Genomic DNA, 20,828 nt, shown 5'->3' with positions numbered 1-20,828 from the left:
ATTTCCTAATTAATTGAATTCTCTATATGAAGTTAAGAACCAATAAAAAGTGCCGATAATAGTATAGAAGTATTTTGACTTTTTTTGTCGAATAATGCGGATTGAAAATGGATGAGGTGGATATATTGCTTACGAGCATAATCATACTAACTTACAATAATTTAGAATACACAAAACAATGTTTAGAAAGTATAAGAAAGTATACAGATCGAGATACTTATGAATTAATCATAATTGATAATAATTCTGTGGATGATACTAAAGAATGGTTATTAAAGCAAGATGACATAAGAGTAATAATAAACAAGGAGAATCTTGGCTTTCCTAGAGGCTGCAATCAAGGTATTGAAATAGCTAAAGGGGAAAATATTCTACTATTAAATAATGACGTCATTGTAACTGAGAATTGGCTAAGTAATATGGTTAATAGTCTGTATAGTGAGGACAGAATCGGTGCAGTTGGTCCAGTTACCAATTCTGCAGCATATTATACTGCAATCCCAGTAGAATACTCCAATTTAAATGAAATGCACAATTTCGCACAAGATTTTAATAAGTCTGATTCCGAAAAATGGGAAGAAAGATTGAAACTAATCGGCTATTGCATGCTTATCAAAAGAGATGTGGTTGACAAAATTGGACTTTTAGACGAAAGATTTACTCCTGGGAATTTTGAGGATGATGATTACTCTGTTAGAATTCGACAAGCGGGTTATAAGCTCCTACTATGTAAAGATACATTTATTCATCATTATGGAAGTGTTTCATGGAAAGAAAATATTTCTGGATATGGAGAATTATTATCTGAGAATGAGAAGAAATTTATGGAAAAGTGGGGAACGAATTCACATTCATATATTATCCATAATGATTTGATAGATGAAATTCCTTTTAAAAAAGATGATTATATTAATGTTCTGCATATTGGCTGTGAAGCTGGAGGAACGTTACTAAAAATAAAGGATACATATAAGAAATCTTCTTTATATGGTATTGAAAAGAATAAATCTGCAGCTACTGAAGCAGAGAGATTTGCAAATGTTTTGCATTATCCAGTTGAGAAAGCTATTAACGAGTATAAAGAAAATAGATTTGATGTAATTCTTATTACTGATTGGAGTAATATTACAAATCTTCAAATCTTTATGTCAGCTATTAAGAATTTATTAAAACAGGATGGAATAATCCTTTCTTCAATAAATAATGCGAATCATGTTAGCCTAATAAACTCCTTAATGCTAGGAAAGAATCCTTTCTTAGAAAATCGATATATGTCATTACAGGATATTAATAGAGTTTTCAAAGAAGAGTCAGGGCTTAAACACAGTGTTAAAAATGTTAAAAACAATTTGGATGAAAATGAAAAGAAAATAGTAGAGTTGTATTGCTCACTTACTGAAAAAAATATGAATAATCAGTATGAAACTTATAAATATATAATTATGGCACAGAATTTTAATGAATATCTAGAAAATAATATTATGAATATAAAAAATGAATTTGAGGTTGAAAAGAATTTACAAGAACTAGAGCAATATTCTGAGGAAGAAATAATAGATTGTATACTAGATAGATTTGAAGATAGGGTTCAGGTTTTACAAATGCTTGCAATATTGGATTTTAGCAGAAACAAGCATGACAATGTTTTAACATATCTTCATAAAGCTTTTGAACTTGATAATAATAATTCTGACACACTATATAACCTTGGGATCGTTCTTTATTCGTATAATGAAAAGGAAATAGCCAAGAAATATTTAGATCGTCTTGATGAAGTGGAAAAGGATGAAGAGGTTAAGAAGATTCTTGCTGAAGTAAAATTCGAGGAAGAGCAAAAGAAAAGAAAGTTAGTTTATCTACTAAGAAGACTTGAACATGAAATAGATTTTGAAGATTCCAGAAACGAATTGGTTCAATGTATATCTTACGAAGTATATTCAGAACAAGAAATTATGGAAGCCATTCTAAATTCAACTATAGATAAGGAAAAAGTATTAAATATAGTCGGGATAAATGCTTTTGAAAATGGTTTGAATGATAGTATCTTTCCTTTTTTAAATAAGGCGTATGAATTAAATTCAAATAATGATGATACTTTGTTTAATTTGGGCTATATATTAGCAGAACTTGGAGAAAATGTGCCTGCCCTATCTTTTTTGAATAAAATAGCAGTTCAGGATAAAGATGTAATTGATATGATCCAAAAAGTAAAAGGGTGACTAGAATGAATGAAAATAAAATTTGTTTTATTATTAATGGTCATGATGAGATAAAGTATCAGGAGTCCTTAAAGTATATAAACGCACTGATTATACCTGAGGGATTTGAAATAGAAATTCTAACAAGTGTTAAACATATTAATACGCCAGCCTTCTATAATACTGCAATGTTATCATCTGATGCAAAATATAAAATTTATTTAGAAGAAAGCACAAGTATTATAGATAAACAGTTTTTGTACAGTCTAATCAGTCTCTTTAGGGCTAATCAAGATATAGGTATGGTAGGTGCAATAGGGGCTAAACAAATTCCTGAAACTTTTAATTGGATCGAAAGTAATTATAAGGTTGGAAGTATTTATGCTTATCAAGGCGAATGTATAGAGTTCATTGAATATTCCCCTTCAGTCTCAGGTTTTGAAGAAACTGTTGTGCTTGATTCCTCAATTCTAGCAACTCAATTTGATATTCCTTTTTGTGAAGAAGATTTAATATATGACTTGTCACAAAGTGTTAAGTTTATTGAGAATGGATACAATATAGGGGTTCTTATTAAAGATCAGCCTTTTGTAGTTTTAGACCGAAAATTAAATAATGAACGTAGTTCTAAACTGCCATTAGATATAAAAAAAATAAATTCTAGATTAAATGTAGAGTGGAAAAGTGACTTGCCTTTAGTTAGTATATTAATTCCTACTTATAACAGGCCAGATTATTTTGAATTAGCTCTTAAAAGTGCCCTTGAACAAACTTATGAAAATATCGAAATTATAATTGGAGACGATAGTACAAATAACCTTACAGAATCCCTAGTGAAAGATAAATATTTGCCTTATTATAACAATATTCGCTACATCAGAAATGAAACAAATTTAGGACAATTTGATAATGATTTAAAATTGATGGAGCTTTCCAGTGGGGAATATATTAACTTCCTAATGGATGATGATTTATTTCATCCGAAAAAAATTGAAAAAATGATGGATTATTTTATTAATGATAAAGAGGGAGAAATTGTCCTCGTAACATCTCATAGAAGATTAATAAATGAAATGGGCGAACCATACAAAGATGGTGGTGTCACGGAAAAGGTATTCAAAGAAGATACCATTATGGATGGTATAGAATTTGGTAATATCTTATTAAAATTTAATTTTAACTTTATTGGCGAACCTACAACAGTTCTATTTCGCAAAAAAGATCTTACTGAACCATTTGGAACATTTGTTGGTAGAAAGTATGGATGTAATGTCGATAGTGCAACTTGGCTTACCCTATTATCAAAGGGAAAAGGTGTATACATTAGTGAAACCTTAAGTTTCTTTAGGATACATGGTAATCAACAGTTGCAATCTAAAAAAATGAAAGTTTTAGGTGCAATTGATTATGCATTTCAAGTTGTTTCTTCTAAAGGAAATGGTTTCTTGAAGAATAATGAGGATTACATGATTGCCCTTATAAACAGTTTGAAATATGCAATGAGTATAGTTGAAGAACATAAATTAAATGAAATAGAAAACAAAGAATTATTCCTTATACTAAATTATATTAATTATGAAATAAATAATATTAATGAAACTAGAGTTAAAATAGCAACAGATAAAATGCAAGAGACTTACCAAAAGGATTCTGACAGTCTAATTATATTTTTAGTTCCCGGAATTAACTTTATTTCAGGTGGAATTAGGTCTATATATTCTATTTACGAAGAAACTAAAAAACTATTTTATATTCATGGGTCTGAAACCATTATGTCAACTTTACCTAATGCACCGTGGCTAGACAAAAATACTAATTTTGATAATGATGTATATATTTTTCCTTTTGATCTTACATTAGCTTATTTTAGCAACTTAAAAAAGTGTATTATTCATATACCTGAAGTGTATGTTTCAAATTTTATTAATAATTTAAATCAAGATAGGTGGAGCGTATTAAGAAGTATAGATAACCTACAAATTAATATTCTTAATCAAAATGACGAAATGATGCCGGAAATTGAGTTTATAAATCAGTTGAAAGGAATTACTAATAATATAACTTGCACAACTGCTCATGATCGGTATACCACCAAGGAAAAACGAATAGAGTACGGAGTACCTTTACATCTACTCTCGACAAAAGTAAATGCAGAAGATTATAGTTATAAACTTTATTGCGAAAAGGAAAATTTACTTTTAGTTTCACCTGATCCACATCCTGAAAAAGAAAAAATACTTAGTTTGGTTAAAAGGGAATTTCCAGAATTAGAAGTAGTCATTGTTCAAAATATGAAGTATGAGGAATATAGAGATTTAGTCGCCAAGGCAAGATGGACACTTACATTTGGTGAGGGATTAGATGGATACTTTGTGGAAACTATCCTTAGTGGAGGGATTGGCTTAGCAGCTTATAATCCTATTTTCTTTACTCAAGAATTTCAAAATTTATATGGTATCTTTGATGATTATGATAATATATACCGAAAAATAACTAATTTCCTAAAAGATAGTAATGAAAAAGAGTATTATACACATGTCCAAAAGGTTCAATTGGAATTAATAAATAAAATTTATAATTATAATAAATATCTAAATAATATTAAAAATTATTATTTAGGCAACTACGATTTGAAATAAAAATCTTCATTTAAGGGAAAGAAGACATGGGAATTCAGAGAGAAATTGGTGGTTTTTTTGACTTGTCATTACCATTTAATGATGAAGCTGAATATCATAAAAATGCTTTAAGGTTAAATAGCGGAAGAAATGCATTTCTCTATATATTAAAAAGTAAAAAAGTTAAAAAGCTTTATTTACCTTTGTATATTTGTGATAGTATTTTGGATACTATTGATGACCGTTTTATTGATATCGAATATTACCATATAAATGAGAATATGGAACCAGTCCAAGAGTTTAATTTAGGAACGAATGAATATTTATTATATGTAAACTACTTTGGGATTAACCAGGAAAATGTGTATAGACTGTTAAAAAAGTATGATCAGGTTATTGTTGATAATACTCAGGCTTTCTATTACTTCCCTTTTGGAAACGAGCCTACTTTTTATTCGCCTAGAAAATTTTTTGGTGTAGCTGATGGTGCCTACTTATATATTGACACTTTTTTAAAGGAAAGCTTGGAGAAGGACTATTCGTTTGAAAGATACGAACATCTATTAAAACGAGTAGAACTCCCTGCTAACGAAACATATAATGTTTTTATAGGAAATGAAGAGAAACTAAACAGACTATCATTAAAAAAAATGTCGCGCTTGACGAGTTTATTTCTACAAAACATTGATTATGATAGCTTTAAGGTAGTAAGAGAAAGTAATTTCAATTATTATCATACTCGGCTAAGGTCAATTAATAAGTTAAATATTGACATTCGTCAGTTAAATGGTCCGATGGTATATCCTTTATTATGTGAAGTTGAAGGTCTAAAAGAATTTTTAATTGAAAATAAGATTTATATACCAACCTATTGGAATGATGTATTGAAGAGAATAACTCAAGCAAATTTTGAATACAAAATGGTGAGATATCTTTTTCCTTTACCCATCGACCAAAGATACAATTGTAATGACTTAGATAGAATAGTTAAGTTAATAGAAAAATATATAAGCAATTAAAAGAAATAGTGAATTTATAGTAGGTGTTATTTTTGGAGAAAACAAAGGTATTAGTCTTTCCTTGTGGTTCACAACCAGCTATTGATATTAATTTTTCTTTGCGGTATTTGTTAAGAGTAGAGGTATATGGAGCTTCGAGTATAGAAGATCATGGTAGTTTTATTTATAAGAAATACTTTGGAGGCATTCCCAATATTTCAGAGGATAACTTCATTGAAGAGTTCAATAATATTATCTCTGACAATAAGATTGATTTTGTTATCCCGACACACGATACAGTGTCACTATTTTTAATTGAGAATCAAGAATTTATTAATGCAAGGATAATCACATCAGATTTAAAAACTAATAGAATTTGCAGGTCTAAAAAGCTAACTTATAATACATTTTTTGGATGTACTTTTACACCAAAAATATATGGTGATATATCAGAAGTTAATACATATCCAGTTTTTCTAAAACCAGACCAAGGGCAGGGTGGAAAAGGGACAAAATTATTATCAAATATAGAAGAGCTGAAATATTTTGCAGCAAAAAATAGGGATTTTCTTATTACTGAATATCTGCCTGGTGAGGAATTAACTATTGATTGTTTTACCGATAAAAAAGGAACTATAAGATTATTGAGCGCTAGAACAAGGGAAAGGATTTTTGGGGGAATAAGTGTAAAATCTAAGCTAACGCCTGTGACAGAAGAGATAACAAGTATCGCACATAAAATAAATCAAGAACTTAATTTTAGAGGATACTGGTATTTTCAAATAAAGAGGGATTCAGAAGAGATATTTAAACTTCTGGAAATCTCAACCAGAATGGCAGGGACCTCAGTTCTAACTGTAAGTAATGGTATTAATATTCCTCTATTATCTATATTGGAATTTCAAGATTTAGAATATGAAATCAATGCAAATAATTTATTAATAGAATTAGAACGTGCTCTGATAAACAGGTACAAGTTTAACTTGAATTATAAAAGAGTATATGTGGATTTAGATGACACTATTATTTTCGGGAATAGTCAGATAAATAATTATTTAATGATGTTTTTATATCAGTGTATAAATAAGAAACAAGAAATTGTATTAATTACAAAACATTCAAAAAAAGTGAATGAAACTTTATCCGAATATAACATTTGTCCCACAATTTTCACAAGAATTATTCATATAAATCAAAAGGAATACAAATATCATTATATGGATAATGAAGTTGAATCAATTTTCATAGACAATTCCTTTCTAGAAAGAAAGCAAGTGAAAGATAATCTTAATATTCCTACCTTTGATTTAAATAACGTAGAGTGCTTAATAGATTGGAGAGGTTAGTTCTGTTAGATATTGTAAATAAAAAACCTGAAATTATAAATAACACAAAGGAATTGTATAACAAGATATATGATCCTAGCATCCCAAAATATATACTAGGAATTAACTATTTAAGTGACAGAATAATAGATTCTTTTGCAAAAGAAAATATTAACTTACAAGGCATTATAGATGATTATAGTGACGAAACAAAGTATAGAAATATAAAAATTTTTAAGTTGAGTGATGTTTCTAAAGATAGCCTTGTAATATCTTGTGTGGTTGATGGAAGGTTACAAACTGCTATGGAAAATATAGACTCTAACTCAATATTATATAAATTGAATTATTTCGAACTTTGTCTGCATAACAGTGAGTTGTTTGATTACCCGCAATTTTGCGAAAATAATCTAGCTGATATTGATACACATGGTAAAGAATATGAGTGGCTGTATGGAATCCTAGATGACGATAAATCTAGAGAAATATTAAATTGCCTAATTGATTTGAGATACAATTTTAATATAAATGCAACTAAACACTTTGAATTGAATCTGGACTTACAATATTATGACGATTTTATCAAATTTGGATCAAATGAAGTATTTGTTGATTGTGGTGGTTTTGATGGTACTTCCTCATTAGAATTTATTAAAAGAAATCCCGAGTATAAGAAAGTATTTTTCTTTGAGCCAACCTCAAAGTATTATTACTTAGCTAAAGAAAGATTTAAATCAAGTAGAAATATTATGTTATTTAACAATGCTGTATATGAAAAAAACTGTACACTAACATTTGATTCTACAAAAGGTTCTGCAAGTGGACTTTCAATTAATGGGGATGTCTTGGTTAGAGCGATAAAGCTGGATGATATAATTAATGAATATATTACTTATATGAAATTTGATGTAGAGGGCGCAGAATACAGTACTATCCTTGGTGCAGAAACATTAATAAAAAAATATAAACCTAAACTTGCGGTATGTGTATATCACAATCAAGAAGATTTCTGGAGAATTCCCAAATTGGTGCTGAAATATAATCCTGAGTATAAAGTATACCTTAGACATTATACTGAGGGGTTGCTTGAGACAGTTATGTATTTTATCTAAAAAGGATCTGGAGTTTGATAATGAGAATAGCAGTAATGCAGCCATACCTATTTCCGTATATAGGATATTTTCAACTAATACATGATGTGGATAAATTTGTTATATATGATGATGTTCAATATATTAAAGGCGGATGGATAAATAGAAATAAGTTACTTGTTAATAATCAAGAGTATATGTTTACTTTTAGTGTTCAGGAAGCTGAAATGAAGGCAAAAATTAATGATAGATGTTTATCAACCAAGTTTTTATATGAGAAAGATAAATTTATTAAAACTATATCACAAAATTATAAAAAGGCTCCCTATTTCAGTGAGGCCTTTGATCTAATTCTTGAAATTCTTACTACAGAAGAAAGAAATTTATCAGACTTTATATATCAATCGATTTTGAAAATTAATAAATATTTAGAGATAGATACTGAAGTTTTACGTTCTTCCAATCTTCCTATTAGAACTTTTTTAAATAGAGAAGAAAAATTAATTGATATAGTGAAGAGATTAAACGGGAATGTATATATAAACTCAATAGGTGGTATAAAACTTTATTCTAAAGAGAATTTTAAAAGGGAGGGAATTGACGTCTATTTTCTTAACTCTAAGCCATTTTTGTACTTCCAATATCGAGAACCGTTTATTCCAAATTTATCAGTAATTGATGCTCTCATGTTCAATTCTAAAGAAGAGTTAAAGGATTTGTTGAATAATTATGAATTGGTCTAAATTCAATCTTAAACTTAATCCTATAATTAAAAACGGCAGTTATGAATAATTTAATTTATATAAGATAGTAAAATAGACATGCACCTTTAGATAGGGGGATTACTGTGCCTCATTCAAAAAAAATAATAGTATTTGGCACTACAGAAATTACTGAGATATTTATAAATAATGAATTTTATGAGGTTGCTTACATTATTGATAATATTGAAGAAAAATGGGGAAAGAGATTTTTTAATAAATTAGTTTATAATCCAGAGAAAATTAAAGAGGAAAAACTTTCGGAAATTCAGATCCTATTAGCTTTTTCCCCCTCGGGATCCACTAATAAGATGGTTTCAAATCAATTAAAAGATATGGGTTTAATTGAAGATTATCATTTTATGAATATATATGATATTTTACCTTATAGTTATCCATATCAAAAGATTACTCCTCTATCAACGTATGCTCCTTGGCAAACAGATACAGATTTTCAATACTACTATAATGTAATTAAAGATATGACATTAGTTGATATATATAGATGTTATGAACTTTGGAATATGATAGAACAGGTATCAGAATTAGAAGGTGCTTTGATAGAAATTGGTGTTTGGAAAGGCGGGACTGGGGGATTAATAGCAAAGAAGTCTGAGTTATGTGGGATTGAAGACTCAGTATACCTTTGCGATACTTTCAGTGGTGTTGTAAAAGCCAATCCTATACATGACAATGTTTATAGAGGAGGAGAGCATAGCGATACTAATGAGAAACTAGTTAAAGATTTAGTTTATGATCAATTACAACTTAATAACGTAAAAGTATTAAAAGGAATTTTCCCAAATGATACAGAGTTTCTTGTAGAAGATCAATTATTTCGTTTTTGTCACATAGATGTAGATGTGTATAATTCAGCGAAAGATATTTTTGAGTGGGTTTGGGATAGGATGATCATTGGAGGAATTGTAGTATTTGATGATTATGGGTTTATTACATGTCAAGGTGTAACAAAGTATGTGAATGAATTAAGAGAAAACAAGGATAATATTTTCATCCATAATTTAAATGGTCATGGAGTTTTTATAAAAATAAAGTGAAGCATTTTAAGAGGTGTTATGTAAGCTTCCAAGAATGTTATTTCATAATATTAATATCCTTCAGTTTTTCCAAAATATAGTTTTATTTGAGTATAACATTAAGAGAGGAAAAACATAAAATGGAAACTGAAATAATAACAATACCTTTTCTTAAACCAAATGTAGTAAAAAAAGAGTCTTACTTACATTATCTTTCTAAAATAGATGAGAATAAAATATATACAAACTATGGACCGCTAAATAGTCAGTTTGAGAAAAGAATACTGGAGGAATACTTTAAAGGAAAAGGAAATGTAACCACAGTAAATAATGCAACAATGGGTCTTATACTAAGTATTGCAGAGCTCAAGCGCCCTCAAGCAAAATATGCCATTATGCCTAGTTTTACTTTCTCTGCTACTCCGTTGGCTGCGATGTGGTGCGGTTTAGAACCTTATTTTATTGATGTTGATAAGGAAACTTGGTTAATGGATGAGGAAAAATTGGTAGAGGCTTTAAACTTACTAGGAAATGAAGTCGCAATTGTAGTTCCGTACGCAACTTTTGGTTCATACCTTAGATTATCGTTTTACAATCAACTTCAGGAGACAGGGATTCCAGTGGTAATTGATGCAGCTCCATGTTTTGGTACGACATATGGAGATATTCATATAGGGGAAAATTTCCAAGGATCTATTGTTTTTAGTTTTCATGCGACAAAATCGTTTGGAATTGGTGAAGGTGGTTTAGTATACAGCCAAGATTCGGAATTAATACAAAGAATAAAAACTGCATCAAATTTCGGTTATTATGGAACACGCGAGTCTATTAGCTTAGGTATTAATTCAAAGCTTTCGGAATATCATGCTGCCATCGGGTTAGCGACTCTAGATGTATACCAAGTAAAGATTCAGAAGCGGCAGAAAATATATGAATTTTATTTAGAAGAAATTAATAATTATAGATTGCTTGAAAAAGGATGGGAGATTCAAAAAACAGTTGGATCAATTCCGTATCAATTTTTCGCCATACTATGTCCTAAAGGTAAAAAAAATAGAAAATACGTTGAAAAATTAGAAAAAAGCTCTATAATGGCTGTTTCGTATTATAATCCTTCCTGCCATCAGCAACACCAATTTCAAAACTATCTTCATTCAGAATTAACGGTAACAAATGAATTAACTGATAGAATTCTATGTCTCCCTTTTTGGGAAGATATGAATAATTCTATCGTTAAAAGAGTAATTAAAGCATTAATATCATAGATAAATGTGATATTTTTGGAGGGACTATCATGAAAGGCATAATCCTAGCAGGAGGTACAGGCTCTCGCCTGTACCCTTTAACAAAAGTAACAAATAAACATTTACTTCCAGTTGGGAAGTATCCAATGATATATCATGCAATTTTTAAATTAGTAGAAGCTGACATAAATGATATTTTAATAGTAACAGGAAAAGAACATATGGGCGATGTTGTCAATTTACTTGGAAGCGGATCAGATTTCGGTGTTACTTTTACATATAAAGTTCAAGATCAGGCTGGCGGAATTGCACAAGCTCTTAGTCTTTGTGAAACTTTTGTTGGAACGGATAGTATGACTGTGATTCTTGGAGATAATGTGTTTTCAGATAATATCACTGAATATGTACAAAAGTATAAACAGCAAAAGAACGGGGCGAAAATCTTAATAAAAGAAGTTACAGATCCACATAGGTTTGGTGTTCCCGAGTTAAAGGGTTCTTTTATTAAAAGTATAGAAGAAAAACCAAAAGATCCAAAAAGTAATTATGCAGTAACGGGGATATATATGTTTGATTCCTCTGTATTTGATATCGTACGAGGTCTTAAGCCTTCTAATCGAGGAGAGCTGGAGATTACGGATGTTAACAATGCCTATATTGAAAAGGGTACTCTTACTTATGATGTTTTGTCAGGCTGGTGGACAGATGCAGGTACACACCAGTCACTGGCTAAGGCAAATGAGCTTGCAGCAGGAACTGATTTAGGTGAGTATTTTAATGTACATATGAAGCTATAAGGGAGTTTAATATGGAGGTAATTAATACTAAATTTTCTGATGTGAAAATTCTTTGTCCAAAAGTTCACGGTGATCACCGAGGATTTTTTATGGAGTCCTTTAACGAATCTGTACTGGAAAAAATGGGTTTGAATTACAAATTTGTTCAAGACAATCAATCTTTATCTAAAGAAGCTGGAACCATTAGGGGATTACACTACCAGTTATCTCCAAAGTCTCAAACAAAGTTAGTGCGGGTACTGAGTGGAGCAGTGTATGACGTTGTCTTAGATATACGAAAGGATTCACCAACTTTTGGACAATGGGAAGGATTTGTATTGTCAGAATATAATTTTCGGCAATTGCTTGTTCCAAAAGGGTTTGCACATGGATTTTGTACGCTTGTTCCAAATACACAAATTCTTTATAAGGTGGATGAATATTATTCACCTGAACACGATCGGGGTATTCTTTGGAACGACCCGGAATTAAATATTTCTTGGCCAACTTCGAACCCGACTTTATCAAAAAAAGATGAAATATGGCCAGTGCTGAAAAAAGCAGAAATAAACTTTTAAGGGGATAGGTAAGTGAATATTCTAGTAACAGGTGGAGCGGGGTTTATTGGGAGTAATTTTGTGAGATACATGCTGGATACTTATCCAGATTATCAACTTATTAATTATGACCTTTTGACTTATGCAGGTAACTTAGAGAACCTTAAAGAGTATGAAAATCGAAAGAATTATTCTTTTATAAAAGGAGATATCCGGAACAAAGAACTTCTTCAATATGTTGTTAAAAAGCATCGTGTAAATGTCATAATTAATTTTGCAGCTGAATCTCATGTAGATAGAAGTATTTCTGATCCCGGTATTTTTGTGAAGACGAATGTTTTAGGAACTCAAGTTCTATTGGATGTGGCTAAAGAAAATAATATCGTGAAATACGTTCAAATTTCAACAGATGAAGTATATGGTTCGTTGGGGGAAGATGGATTTTTCATCGAAACGACACCACTTTCACCCAATAGTCCTTATTCAGCTAGTAAGGCAAGTTCCGACTTATTAGTACAAGCCTACCATGAGACGTATGGAATGAATGTTAACATAACAAGATGTTCTAATAATTACGGCCCATTTCATTTTCCGGAAAAATTAATTCCGCTGGTGATTACTAACGCATTGGAAGGGAAAAGTCTACCAGTATATGGAGACGGAAAAAATGTACGTGACTGGCTTCATGTTTCTGATCATTGTTCGGCGATAGATTTGGTTCTGCATAATGGAGCGCCAGGAGAAGTATATAATATTGGCGGTCATAATGAGAAACTAAATATTGATGTAATTAAAGAGATATTAAATATTTTAGAGAAACCTCATAGTTTGATCCAATTCATTGAGGATCGAGCAGGTCATGATCGAAGATACGCAATTGATGCGACGAAAATAAGAGATGATCTTGGTTGGAAACCCACTTATGATTTTGAAAAGGGATTACTTGAAACAGTACACTGGTACTTAAATAATGAAACATGGTGGAGCAGAATTAAATCAGGAGAATATCAACGATACTATAAAACTCAATATGGTGTACTGCAATGAGTAAAGGAAAAGTCCTGATAACTGGTGGTACAGGCCAATTAGGTTCAGATATTGGGGAGTTGTTGCTTAAACAGCGGTATCAAGTATATTCTTTTTCAAAGAAAGAACTAGATGTATCGAACTATGAACAGGTTGAAAAGACTATCAATGAAATAAAGCCTGATGTAGTGATTCATTCTGCCGCATATACAAAGGTAGACTTATCAGAAGATAATCAGGATACCGCATATTTAGTCAACGCTATAGGTACAAGAAATATTGCTATAGCATGTGAGGTTATACAAGCTAAGTTGGTCTATATTAGTACGGATTATGTTTTTGATGGGAACAAACAGGGAAGATACAATGAGTTTGATATTCCTACTCCCATTAATGTTTATGGAAGTTCAAAATTAGCTGGTGAAAATATGGTTAAGGATTTTCATAGTCAATATTTCATTGTTCGTACCTCATGGCTTTATGGGGAAAATGGTAACAATTTTGTTAAAACCATGTTGAATCTTGCTGAAAACAGCAGGCGGATTAACGTTGTAAATGACCAATCTGGTTCCCCTACTTGGACAGTAGATGTCGCTATCAAAGTTTCCGAGCTGATAAAAACAAAATTATACGGTGTTTATCATGTTACAAACTCAGGTGAATGCACATGGTATGAATTTGCTTCGAAAATATTTGAATTGGCTCAAAAAAAGGTAGACTTAGTACCTGTTAGTTCAGAGGAGTTTGTTCAAAAGGCAAATCGGCCTAAAAACTCCGTGTTAGATCATATGGGATTAAGGTTAAATGATTTTTCCGAGATGAGGCATTGGGGAGATGCGTTGGAAGAATATTTTTTAAAAACTTCGCAAAAGACAACTGTCGAAAAATAGAAGAGAGATATAAGGTGTTAACCGTGAATACTCGTACATCTTAAAAAAGATGATCACGTAATTTTTTTCGAGTACTCCTTTATTTCTATATAATTATTAGCTGTGGAGCAATTATTCACAGCTTTTTTATTTTTAACACAATAATGTTTTAGGTTTATCGAAAGATTACTCTTTTCTCATGTATTCAAATATTCCAATCCAAGTCGATATTAAAAGAAGTTAGTCATATTAAAGGAGAACAAAATGCCAAACATTTCTTTAGTTATGATCGTAAAAGATGAATCGGAACACTTAAATACCTGTTTAGAGTCAGTTAAAGATCATGTAAATGAAATCATTATCGTAGATACGGGCTCTACAGATAATACGATAGAAATTGCAAAGACACATGGTGCATCAGTCTATGAATATACTTGGACCAAAGATTTTGCTGCTGCCCGTAATTTTGCGTTATCTAAATCAACGTCTGACTGGAACTTAATTCTCGATGCCGATGAGCAGATTACCAGCTGGGATAAAGACAAAGTAAATAAATTGCTCCAAACAGATCGTTTTATCGGGAAAATTAATATAAAAAGTAATTTTAAGCAAAATAATGAAGAGCGTTACTCACAAATATATATTTCACGTTTGCTTCCAAAGGGAGCTTATTATTCTGGGAAAATACATGAGCAGGTGATGTCTAAGCTGCCGCGGGTTGAGCTGCCTATTGATGTATTCCATACAGGTTATTTTCAAACGGATAAATCAGAGCGTAATCTTATCATTTTAGAGGAAGAGCTATCTAAGAATCCGAAGAATGCTTATATCTTATATCAGCTCGCTCGGCAATATAAAACAATGAATCTCTATCAGGAAGCGGTCAATTTTTTTAAGGAAAGTTATCAGACTGCTGATCGTTCAGAGGAGTACTTCACAGACTTGGCCGTCAATTATATTTATACTTTAGTTGAATTGAAGCAATACTACCCTGCTTTTGAAATTATTGACCAAATGAATGTACCTTTAGGGAACAGTCCAGATTATCAGTTTGTTTGCGGCATCTTTTATATGAATTTTGTGTTAAGTGATACGGCTAAGAATATTGATTTTCTACCTCTTATTGAAAGGTCCTACCTTATCTGTCTTGCATTAGGAAATCAGAATGAAAGAGAAATTGTATTAGGTACAGGCTCCTTCCTTGCAGCATATAATTTAGGAGTTTATTATGAGATGTTTAATCAAAAGGAAAAAGCAAAAGAATTCTATGAAATTTCCGCAGCTTATCATTATTTACCTGCCAAAAGCAGATTATTGACCCTATAAATGTTAATAATTTGATGAAATATCCGATGTAATAAGTAGAACAATTACTAGGGGGATTTAGATGGGCTCTGTTGATTCAATTTCCAGAACTTCTGTAGATAATATTAGCTTTGAAAGTAATAAATCTATTAAAGTACAGGAACAACCAACATACATCTTAGAACAGCAGCCTGAGAATAGTAACCAAACAGCTATTGAAGAAAAAGATTTAGAGCAAGTTGTGACAGATATAAATCAAGTATTAGGTAACACCCATACTTCTTTAAAGTATATGTACCACGAAAAATTGCAGACGTATTATGTTACTTTAATCAATGATCAAACAAAGGAAACAGTAAGAGAAATACCTCCAAAGAAGCTATTAGATATGTATGCTTCTATGAGGGAATACTTAGGGTTGTTTGTTGATAACAAAATTTAACGGAGGTGTCCTATATGGTTAATAATACAATGAGAATTACGGGTTTTGCATCTGGGCTTGATACAGATACGATAATTAGGGACTTAATGAAAGCTGAGCGTGCTCCACTAGATAAATTATTTCAGAAAAAAGAATGGATGTCGTGGCAGCGTGATGCTTATCGAGATGTGAATCTTGAGCTTAGCGCCTTTCAAAAAAAGGTTGATAAACTAAGGTTTTCTTCGGATTTTAATGGATTTAAAGCTACTTCTTCAAATACAGCAAATGCATTAGTTTCCGCGAAAGGTAATGCGATACAAGGTTCGTACGATTTGAAAATTGAGCAATTAGCTGAGGTAGCAAAAATAAAGTCAGGTTCTGCCATAAACAATAATGTTGATGGCAAGGCGGCGAAGGCGACAGACAACGTTTTAGTGCCAGGACAGGGTGACTCAACATTTGAAGTCAAAACTTCCAGTGGTACAGCAACAATAACTGTTACTGAAAATGATACTTTTGCATCTCTAGCAACTAAAATTGGTTCAGCTGTTGATTCAAATGGTAAGTCCTTAGGTTTGAGGGCATCCTTTGATGAGGTAACGTCGAGCTTTGTCATTTCTACAAAGGATATGGGTAAAGATCAAAAAATAGATTTAACGCATAAAACAGGTTCGTCAGATGTAGCATCACTAGTTTTTAATGGAGGAACCATTGCTGCTGCACCTGCGACACCAACAACTTATAGTGCGAATGGCAAGAATGCCAAAATCACATTTGATGGAACGGTTATTGATAACTTAACATCCAATAAAGCAACCATCTACGGGGTGGAATTGACACTTTTAAAAGCTGATCCGACAGCAACAACTACAATCAATGTTGAATCAGATACAGATGCCATTTTTACCAAAATCAAAGATTTTGTTGATAGCTATAACTCAATGATTGATAGTCTGAATTCTAAAGTCAAAACTCATCGTAATCGAGAGTATCAGCCTTTAACGGAGGAACAAAGAGAAAGCCTATCGGAAAAAGAGGCTGAGAAATGGGATGAAAAGGCAAAAGAAGGGTTATTGTATAATGATCAAATTATCAGGGATACGTTAACAACACTAAGAGGTAAAATGTATAATACTGTTTCGGGAATTCCTGATGGTCAACTAAGAATGTTATCCGAAATAGGTATACAATCAGCCTATATGTCGAAGGATGGAAAGCTAGAGATTAACGAAGATAAGTTAAAAGAGGCAATTGCTAACAACCCTGATGAAATCTCAAACCTATTTACTAGTGAAGATGGAATTGCCACGAGAATATATAAAGAAGTAGGCAGTTCGATTGAAAAGTTAAACAAAAAGGCAGGCCGCCCAAATACAGCGAGCACTATTGATGTAAGTACACTTGGAGACTCAATCAAGGATGTTACAACTCAAATGAAAACATGGGAAGATAAGCTGAAATTGATTGAAAACCGTTATTGGAAGCAGTTCACGGCGATGGAGCAAGCGATTAGCAAGATGAATGCACAAAGCAGCTCTATTGTAGGAATGCTGGGACAATAGATTAGAATTACTTACGTGTTATCTTTTAGGAGGATATTTAAACATGCAAAAACAATATGAAGCATATCAACAGAATTCTGTTTTAACTGCTTCTCCTGGTGAATTGACACTGATGTTATACAATGGCTGCCTGAAATTTTTAAATCAAGCCAAAAGAGCGGTTCAAGAAAAAAATATCGAAGCGAAGCATACAAATCTTTCAAAAGCACAAAATATCATTTCAGAGTTAATGGTTACTTTAAACTTTGATTATGATATTGCCAAAGATATGAGAAAGTTATATGACTATATGAATCGGAGATTAATTGAGGCTAATATTAAGAATGATATTGATATTATAAGTGAAGTAGAAGAGTTGGTAACAGAGTTCCGTGACACATGGAAGGAAGCACTGATTATTAACCGCAAGAAACAATATAATACAAGCGGGCTTGTTTGATGGAAGTCATTGAAAAGCTATACGAAATTACTAAACAATTACAGTCGACTGCTTCTAATGGAAATCAAGGAGAAAGAGAGAAGCAAATTGAAGAGTTAGAAGCGTACCTTGAAACACGTGGGAAGCTGTTAGATAGTGTAGATCAATCTCTATTAACTAACGATGATAAACAAAAATTGAGAGAAATTCTTTCCATAAGTGAAGATGTAATAAAACAAATGGGGAAGATTAAGACATCTATTCAGCAAAATATTTTGAATGCAAAGAAAGGGAAGTCAGCATTTAAAGGATATAACGACCCTTATGCATCCGCATCATTTGATGGGCATTATTTTGATAGGAAAAAATAAGGTACAAAGATTAGAAGGTATAATATATTTGTTAAAACCTGCCTTGAAAAAAGCAGGTTTTTATTTATGAAAAATTGGGATCAGTATCCTCCTCCGTTATATCAGTTTTAAAAATAAAGGATTTTTTGCATTTCATCCAATTATAAAAACACAGCTAAATCTAGCTGTGCCCTATACCTTTATATCAATAAATTGTGAGAATGGAGAAGGTTGTTGTATTTTACGTATATTTTTCGCTGGGTCTTCCATTACATCTATGATCTTTTCTTTTATGGCAGTCTCTGCTATTTGTTTATTGATGACAACAAATTGTGAGACTGGTCCTTCTCCAACACCGCCGATAACCGCCATTCGAAACCCTCCTATTTATTGTTATAAAATATACATTCTCTGAAGGGTTTCATTTCTCCTGCACTAACTTGGTAATTATATCCATAAAATTAATATGGAAATTAGTCAAGTAAATCTAATAAGATGAATAGTTTTACTAAATATAAACGAACATGATTATAATACTAAATGTATTTTCCTATGTTAGATGTATATATATGAAATTTATAGGTTTCAGAAACTATAGACCTAGTTATGCTCTAACCCCATGTTCCTCATCCACAAGACTCTCAATTCGCACCCCTGTTTCCCTCCGTAAATCCATATATTCCTCCCCAACCTTCACCAATGGCTGATAAGGCTCATTCTCGTGGATAAAAACAATTTGTGCTTCCTCTCCATTGCTCAACTTCACTTTTTGCAACAGGTTTTGCCTCATGATGTAGCGGACAAAAGGGATGACAATGGCAGGGTTTAACTCATTTTGTTGTGCTTTCTCGATTAGTTCGTAAACGCCAGCGAAATGAGATATCTCTCCATCTTCATCCTTCAAATGCATATATGCTGTATTAAAGCAATCCGCAACGGAAACAATTTGTACGAAATAAGGGATGTCCTTTTCTTTCAATTGTCCGGGATATCCCGTTCCATTGATTCTTTCATGATGATGAAGGGCAGCCAATGGAATGAGTGAATTGATGTAAGGAATCGAACTTAATAGTTTATGCCCGATCTCTGTATGTTTTTGAACCTCTTCAGTAGGGGTCGAAATTGTATTTTTATAAATATTTTTGTCTATTCCTAGCATGCCAATTTCGTGAAAAAGTCCCATATCTGCTAACAGAAGGCAATCTTTTTTCTTGTAGCCTAGCAATTTGCCAATGATGCTAGAAAGAATTCCGACATTTATACTATGCTGGCATAGTCTATCTTCGGTGTTTCCTTCTGCTTGAAGGACTTTTAGGATAGAAACATCACAAAGGGAAAGCTCGACAAGAGAGTGAAAGCGCTCTCTTAAAAGTGCAATATTTATTTCTTTGCTTCTATAGAAGCTTTGAAAAGTTTCCTTTATGTAAGCTTGAATCGTTTGATAAGGTTTAGCAGTTGGTGATTCTTTATGTACCTTTTCGTTTAAATCTACAGAAACCGTTGTTCCAAATCGGTACTTTTGTAACAGCAAAATATGAACCTCTTTTAATATCGTTCCTTTTTTTAATAATAAAATCCCTTGCTCTGAAAAAATATCTTCTCCAAGCTCACTTCCGACTAAATCGAATGATATTTGTGCTTGATCCATGATTGATCCCCCTATTTCTGTATAACAGAAAAATTACCCAAAACTATCTTGTCTATATCCTAAATTTATCATTTTACTAGGGGGAAATATACTAAAATTAGCCTATTTTGTAAAAATGGGTAAAGTGTCCTGTATAAAATGTCCTATTGTTGACATTTATTGAATTCATGGTTATATTAGCCAATGGATGAAATTTATTACTATCTGTATATAATTTTTGTAAAGGTGATAAAAATGAGTGCTGCAGAAATGAATGATAATACAGGGAAGAATATTATACTAACTAAGTATGATTATCATAAAAACTGTTTAAAAAGAGAAATATACGCAGTGAAATCTATTAAAATACCAACACAAAACTATTCTATTACTCAAAAGGAATTAGCTGATTGGATTATCGATGTCTCTTCTCCAAAGGAAATTGAAACGATTCTTAGTGAAATTAGAATTGTGAAAAAACGAACAAATAATATTAAGCCATTCTTAGCAACTATCGCGGTTGGTTTAATAAACAAGGCTGAATAAGGAATATACCTGAATTTAAAAATCTTAACTACCTGCTATAGCGGGTATCTTTTTTCTAAGTGAACAAATAAGTCCTTATTAAATACAAGCCATGTTTGA

At 31.7% G+C, this 20,828-nt stretch carries 18 protein-coding genes and 3 pseudogenes; 19 read left to right on the top strand and 2 right to left on the bottom strand.

From position 1 onward, the window contains the following. Positions 1-125: 125 nt before the first annotated feature. The 18 genes and pseudogenes from ASU02_RS27435 to ASU02_RS22120 all read left to right on the top strand — a co-directional run. Positions 126-1,229, top strand: a pseudogene (locus ASU02_RS27435) (glycosyltransferase); the annotation flags it as partial. Positions 1,230-2,224: 995 nt separating this feature from the next. Continuing rightward, positions 2,225-2,794, top strand: a pseudogene (locus tag ASU02_RS27430) (glycosyltransferase); the annotation flags it as partial. Positions 2,795-2,851: 57 nt separating this feature from the next. After that, a pseudogene (locus ASU02_RS27425) lies at positions 2,852-3,784 on the top strand (glycosyltransferase family 2 protein); the annotation flags it as partial. A gap of 1,079 nt (positions 3,785-4,863) precedes the next feature. Continuing rightward, positions 4,864-5,835, top strand: a complete 972-nt coding sequence (locus ASU02_RS22190) for a hypothetical protein (protein ID WP_057767610.1) — start codon at positions 4,864-4,866, stop codon at positions 5,833-5,835. Positions 5,836-5,867: 32 nt separating this feature from the next. Beyond that, a complete protein-coding gene (locus tag ASU02_RS22185) occupies positions 5,868-7,160 on the top strand; it encodes an ATP-grasp domain-containing protein (RefSeq protein WP_057767609.1) in 1,293 nt (430 codons plus the stop codon). Then, a complete protein-coding gene (locus ASU02_RS22180) occupies positions 7,148-8,251 on the top strand; it encodes an FkbM family methyltransferase (RefSeq protein ID WP_057767608.1) in 1,104 nt (367 codons plus the stop codon). Before ASU02_RS22185 ends, ASU02_RS22180 begins: the two co-directional genes overlap by 13 nt. Before the next feature lie 20 nt (positions 8,252-8,271). After that, positions 8,272-8,973 (top strand): WbqC family protein, encoded by a 702-nt coding sequence (locus ASU02_RS22175; RefSeq protein ID WP_057767607.1) that lies wholly within the window; start codon positions 8,272-8,274, stop codon positions 8,971-8,973. 104 nt (positions 8,974-9,077) lie between these two features. Further along, entirely contained in the window at positions 9,078-10,049 is a 972-nt protein-coding gene (locus ASU02_RS22170; RefSeq protein WP_198317478.1) for a TylF/MycF/NovP-related O-methyltransferase, read from the top strand. A gap of 131 nt (positions 10,050-10,180) precedes the next feature. Continuing rightward, positions 10,181-11,293 carry an aminotransferase class I/II-fold pyridoxal phosphate-dependent enzyme gene (locus ASU02_RS22165; protein WP_095396753.1) on the top strand — a complete coding sequence of 371 codons (1,113 nt, stop codon included), beginning with the start codon at positions 10,181-10,183 and terminating at the stop codon, positions 11,291-11,293. A gap of 29 nt (positions 11,294-11,322) precedes the next feature. After that, on the top strand, positions 11,323-12,069 hold the full coding sequence (locus ASU02_RS22160; protein WP_057767605.1) for a sugar phosphate nucleotidyltransferase: 747 nt from the start codon (positions 11,323-11,325) through the stop codon (positions 12,067-12,069). A gap of 11 nt (positions 12,070-12,080) precedes the next feature. After that, positions 12,081-12,626, top strand: a complete 546-nt coding sequence (rfbC, locus tag ASU02_RS22155; protein WP_057767604.1) for a dTDP-4-dehydrorhamnose 3,5-epimerase — start codon at positions 12,081-12,083, stop codon at positions 12,624-12,626. 12 nt (positions 12,627-12,638) lie between these two features. Further along, complete coding sequence (rfbB, locus tag ASU02_RS22150) at positions 12,639-13,652, top strand: dTDP-glucose 4,6-dehydratase (RefSeq protein ID WP_057767603.1); 1,014 nt, start codon at positions 12,639-12,641, stop codon at positions 13,650-13,652. Continuing rightward, positions 13,649-14,521 carry a dTDP-4-dehydrorhamnose reductase gene (gene rfbD, locus ASU02_RS22145; RefSeq protein WP_057767602.1) on the top strand — a complete coding sequence of 291 codons (873 nt, stop codon included), beginning with the start codon at positions 13,649-13,651 and terminating at the stop codon, positions 14,519-14,521. The genes rfbB and rfbD overlap by 4 nt, the downstream gene beginning before the upstream one ends. Positions 14,522-14,764: 243 nt before the next feature. Continuing rightward, complete coding sequence (locus tag ASU02_RS22140) at positions 14,765-15,826, top strand: glycosyltransferase family 2 protein (protein WP_057767601.1); 1,062 nt, start codon at positions 14,765-14,767, stop codon at positions 15,824-15,826. 61 nt (positions 15,827-15,887) lie between these two features. Continuing rightward, complete coding sequence (gene flaG, locus ASU02_RS22135; RefSeq protein ID WP_057767600.1) at positions 15,888-16,247, top strand: flagellar protein FlaG; 360 nt, start codon at positions 15,888-15,890, stop codon at positions 16,245-16,247. Between the two features lie 14 nt (positions 16,248-16,261). Continuing rightward, positions 16,262-17,788, top strand: coding sequence for a flagellar filament capping protein FliD (fliD, locus tag ASU02_RS22130; RefSeq protein WP_057767599.1), 1,527 nt, complete (start codon positions 16,262-16,264; stop codon positions 17,786-17,788). A 43-nt stretch (positions 17,789-17,831) separates the two neighbouring features. Beyond that, on the top strand, positions 17,832-18,227 hold the full coding sequence (gene fliS / locus ASU02_RS22125; RefSeq protein WP_057767598.1) for a flagellar export chaperone FliS: 396 nt from the start codon (positions 17,832-17,834) through the stop codon (positions 18,225-18,227). Next, positions 18,227-18,577 carry a flagellar protein FliT gene (locus ASU02_RS22120; protein ID WP_057767597.1) on the top strand — a complete coding sequence of 117 codons (351 nt, stop codon included), beginning with the start codon at positions 18,227-18,229 and terminating at the stop codon, positions 18,575-18,577. The genes fliS and ASU02_RS22120 overlap by 1 nt, the downstream gene beginning before the upstream one ends. A gap of 171 nt (positions 18,578-18,748) precedes the next feature. On the opposite strand, the gene ASU02_RS22115 is transcribed toward ASU02_RS22120, so the two are convergent. Together ASU02_RS22115 and ASU02_RS22110 are read right to left on the bottom strand one after the other, a co-directional pair. Then, the gene (locus ASU02_RS22115) at positions 18,749-18,928 is read right to left on the bottom strand and encodes a hypothetical protein (RefSeq protein WP_057767596.1); all 180 of its coding nucleotides are present in this window, start codon (positions 18,926-18,928) and stop codon (positions 18,749-18,751) included. Between the two features lie 232 nt (positions 18,929-19,160). Continuing rightward, a complete protein-coding gene (locus ASU02_RS22110) occupies positions 19,161-20,204 on the bottom strand; it encodes an HD-GYP domain-containing protein (RefSeq protein WP_057767595.1) in 1,044 nt (347 codons plus the stop codon). Positions 20,205-20,438: 234 nt separating this feature from the next. Here ASU02_RS22110 and ASU02_RS22105 point away from each other — a divergent pair, with 234 nt between their 5' ends. Beyond that, positions 20,439-20,729 (top strand): hypothetical protein, encoded by a 291-nt coding sequence (locus ASU02_RS22105; RefSeq protein ID WP_057767594.1) that lies wholly within the window; start codon positions 20,439-20,441, stop codon positions 20,727-20,729. The last annotated feature ends 99 nt before the right edge of the window (positions 20,730-20,828 follow it).

It is taken from the genome of Cytobacillus praedii (assembly GCF_001439605.1).
GTDB lineage: Bacteria > Bacillota > Bacilli > Bacillales > Cytobacillaceae > Cytobacillus > Cytobacillus praedii.
This window is presented reverse-complemented; position numbering and strand designations above follow the sequence as displayed.

What these genes read in the sequence shown, in the direction of transcription:
- fliD (WP_057767599.1), top strand. Translation starts at nt 16,262, where the DNA reads ATGGTTAATAATACAATGAGAATTACGGGTTTTGCATCTGGGCTTGAT.
- ASU02_RS22175 (WP_057767607.1), top strand. Translation starts at nt 8,272, where the DNA reads ATGAGAATAGCAGTAATGCAGCCATACCTATTTCCGTATATAGGATAT.
- ASU02_RS22160 (WP_057767605.1), top strand. Translation starts at nt 11,323, where the DNA reads ATGAAAGGCATAATCCTAGCAGGAGGTACAGGCTCTCGCCTGTACCCT.
- ASU02_RS22120 (WP_057767597.1), top strand. Translation starts at nt 18,227, where the DNA reads ATGGAAGTCATTGAAAAGCTATACGAAATTACTAAACAATTACAGTCG.
- rfbD (WP_057767602.1), top strand. Translation starts at nt 13,649, where the DNA reads ATGAGTAAAGGAAAAGTCCTGATAACTGGTGGTACAGGCCAATTAGGT.
- ASU02_RS22105 (WP_057767594.1), top strand. Translation starts at nt 20,439, where the DNA reads ATGAGTGCTGCAGAAATGAATGATAATACAGGGAAGAATATTATACTA.
- fliS (WP_057767598.1), top strand. Translation starts at nt 17,832, where the DNA reads ATGCAAAAACAATATGAAGCATATCAACAGAATTCTGTTTTAACTGCT.
- ASU02_RS22115 (WP_057767596.1), bottom strand. Translation starts at nt 18,928, where the DNA reads ATGGCGGTTATCGGCGGTGTTGGAGAAGGACCAGTCTCACAATTTGTT.
- ASU02_RS22190 (WP_057767610.1), top strand. Translation starts at nt 4,864, where the DNA reads ATGGGAATTCAGAGAGAAATTGGTGGTTTTTTTGACTTGTCATTACCA.
- ASU02_RS22140 (WP_057767601.1), top strand. Translation starts at nt 14,765, where the DNA reads ATGCCAAACATTTCTTTAGTTATGATCGTAAAAGATGAATCGGAACAC.
- ASU02_RS22110 (WP_057767595.1), bottom strand. Translation starts at nt 20,204, where the DNA reads ATGGATCAAGCACAAATATCATTCGATTTAGTCGGAAGTGAGCTTGGA.
- rfbC (WP_057767604.1), top strand. Translation starts at nt 12,081, where the DNA reads ATGGAGGTAATTAATACTAAATTTTCTGATGTGAAAATTCTTTGTCCA.
- flaG (WP_057767600.1), top strand. Translation starts at nt 15,888, where the DNA reads ATGGGCTCTGTTGATTCAATTTCCAGAACTTCTGTAGATAATATTAGC.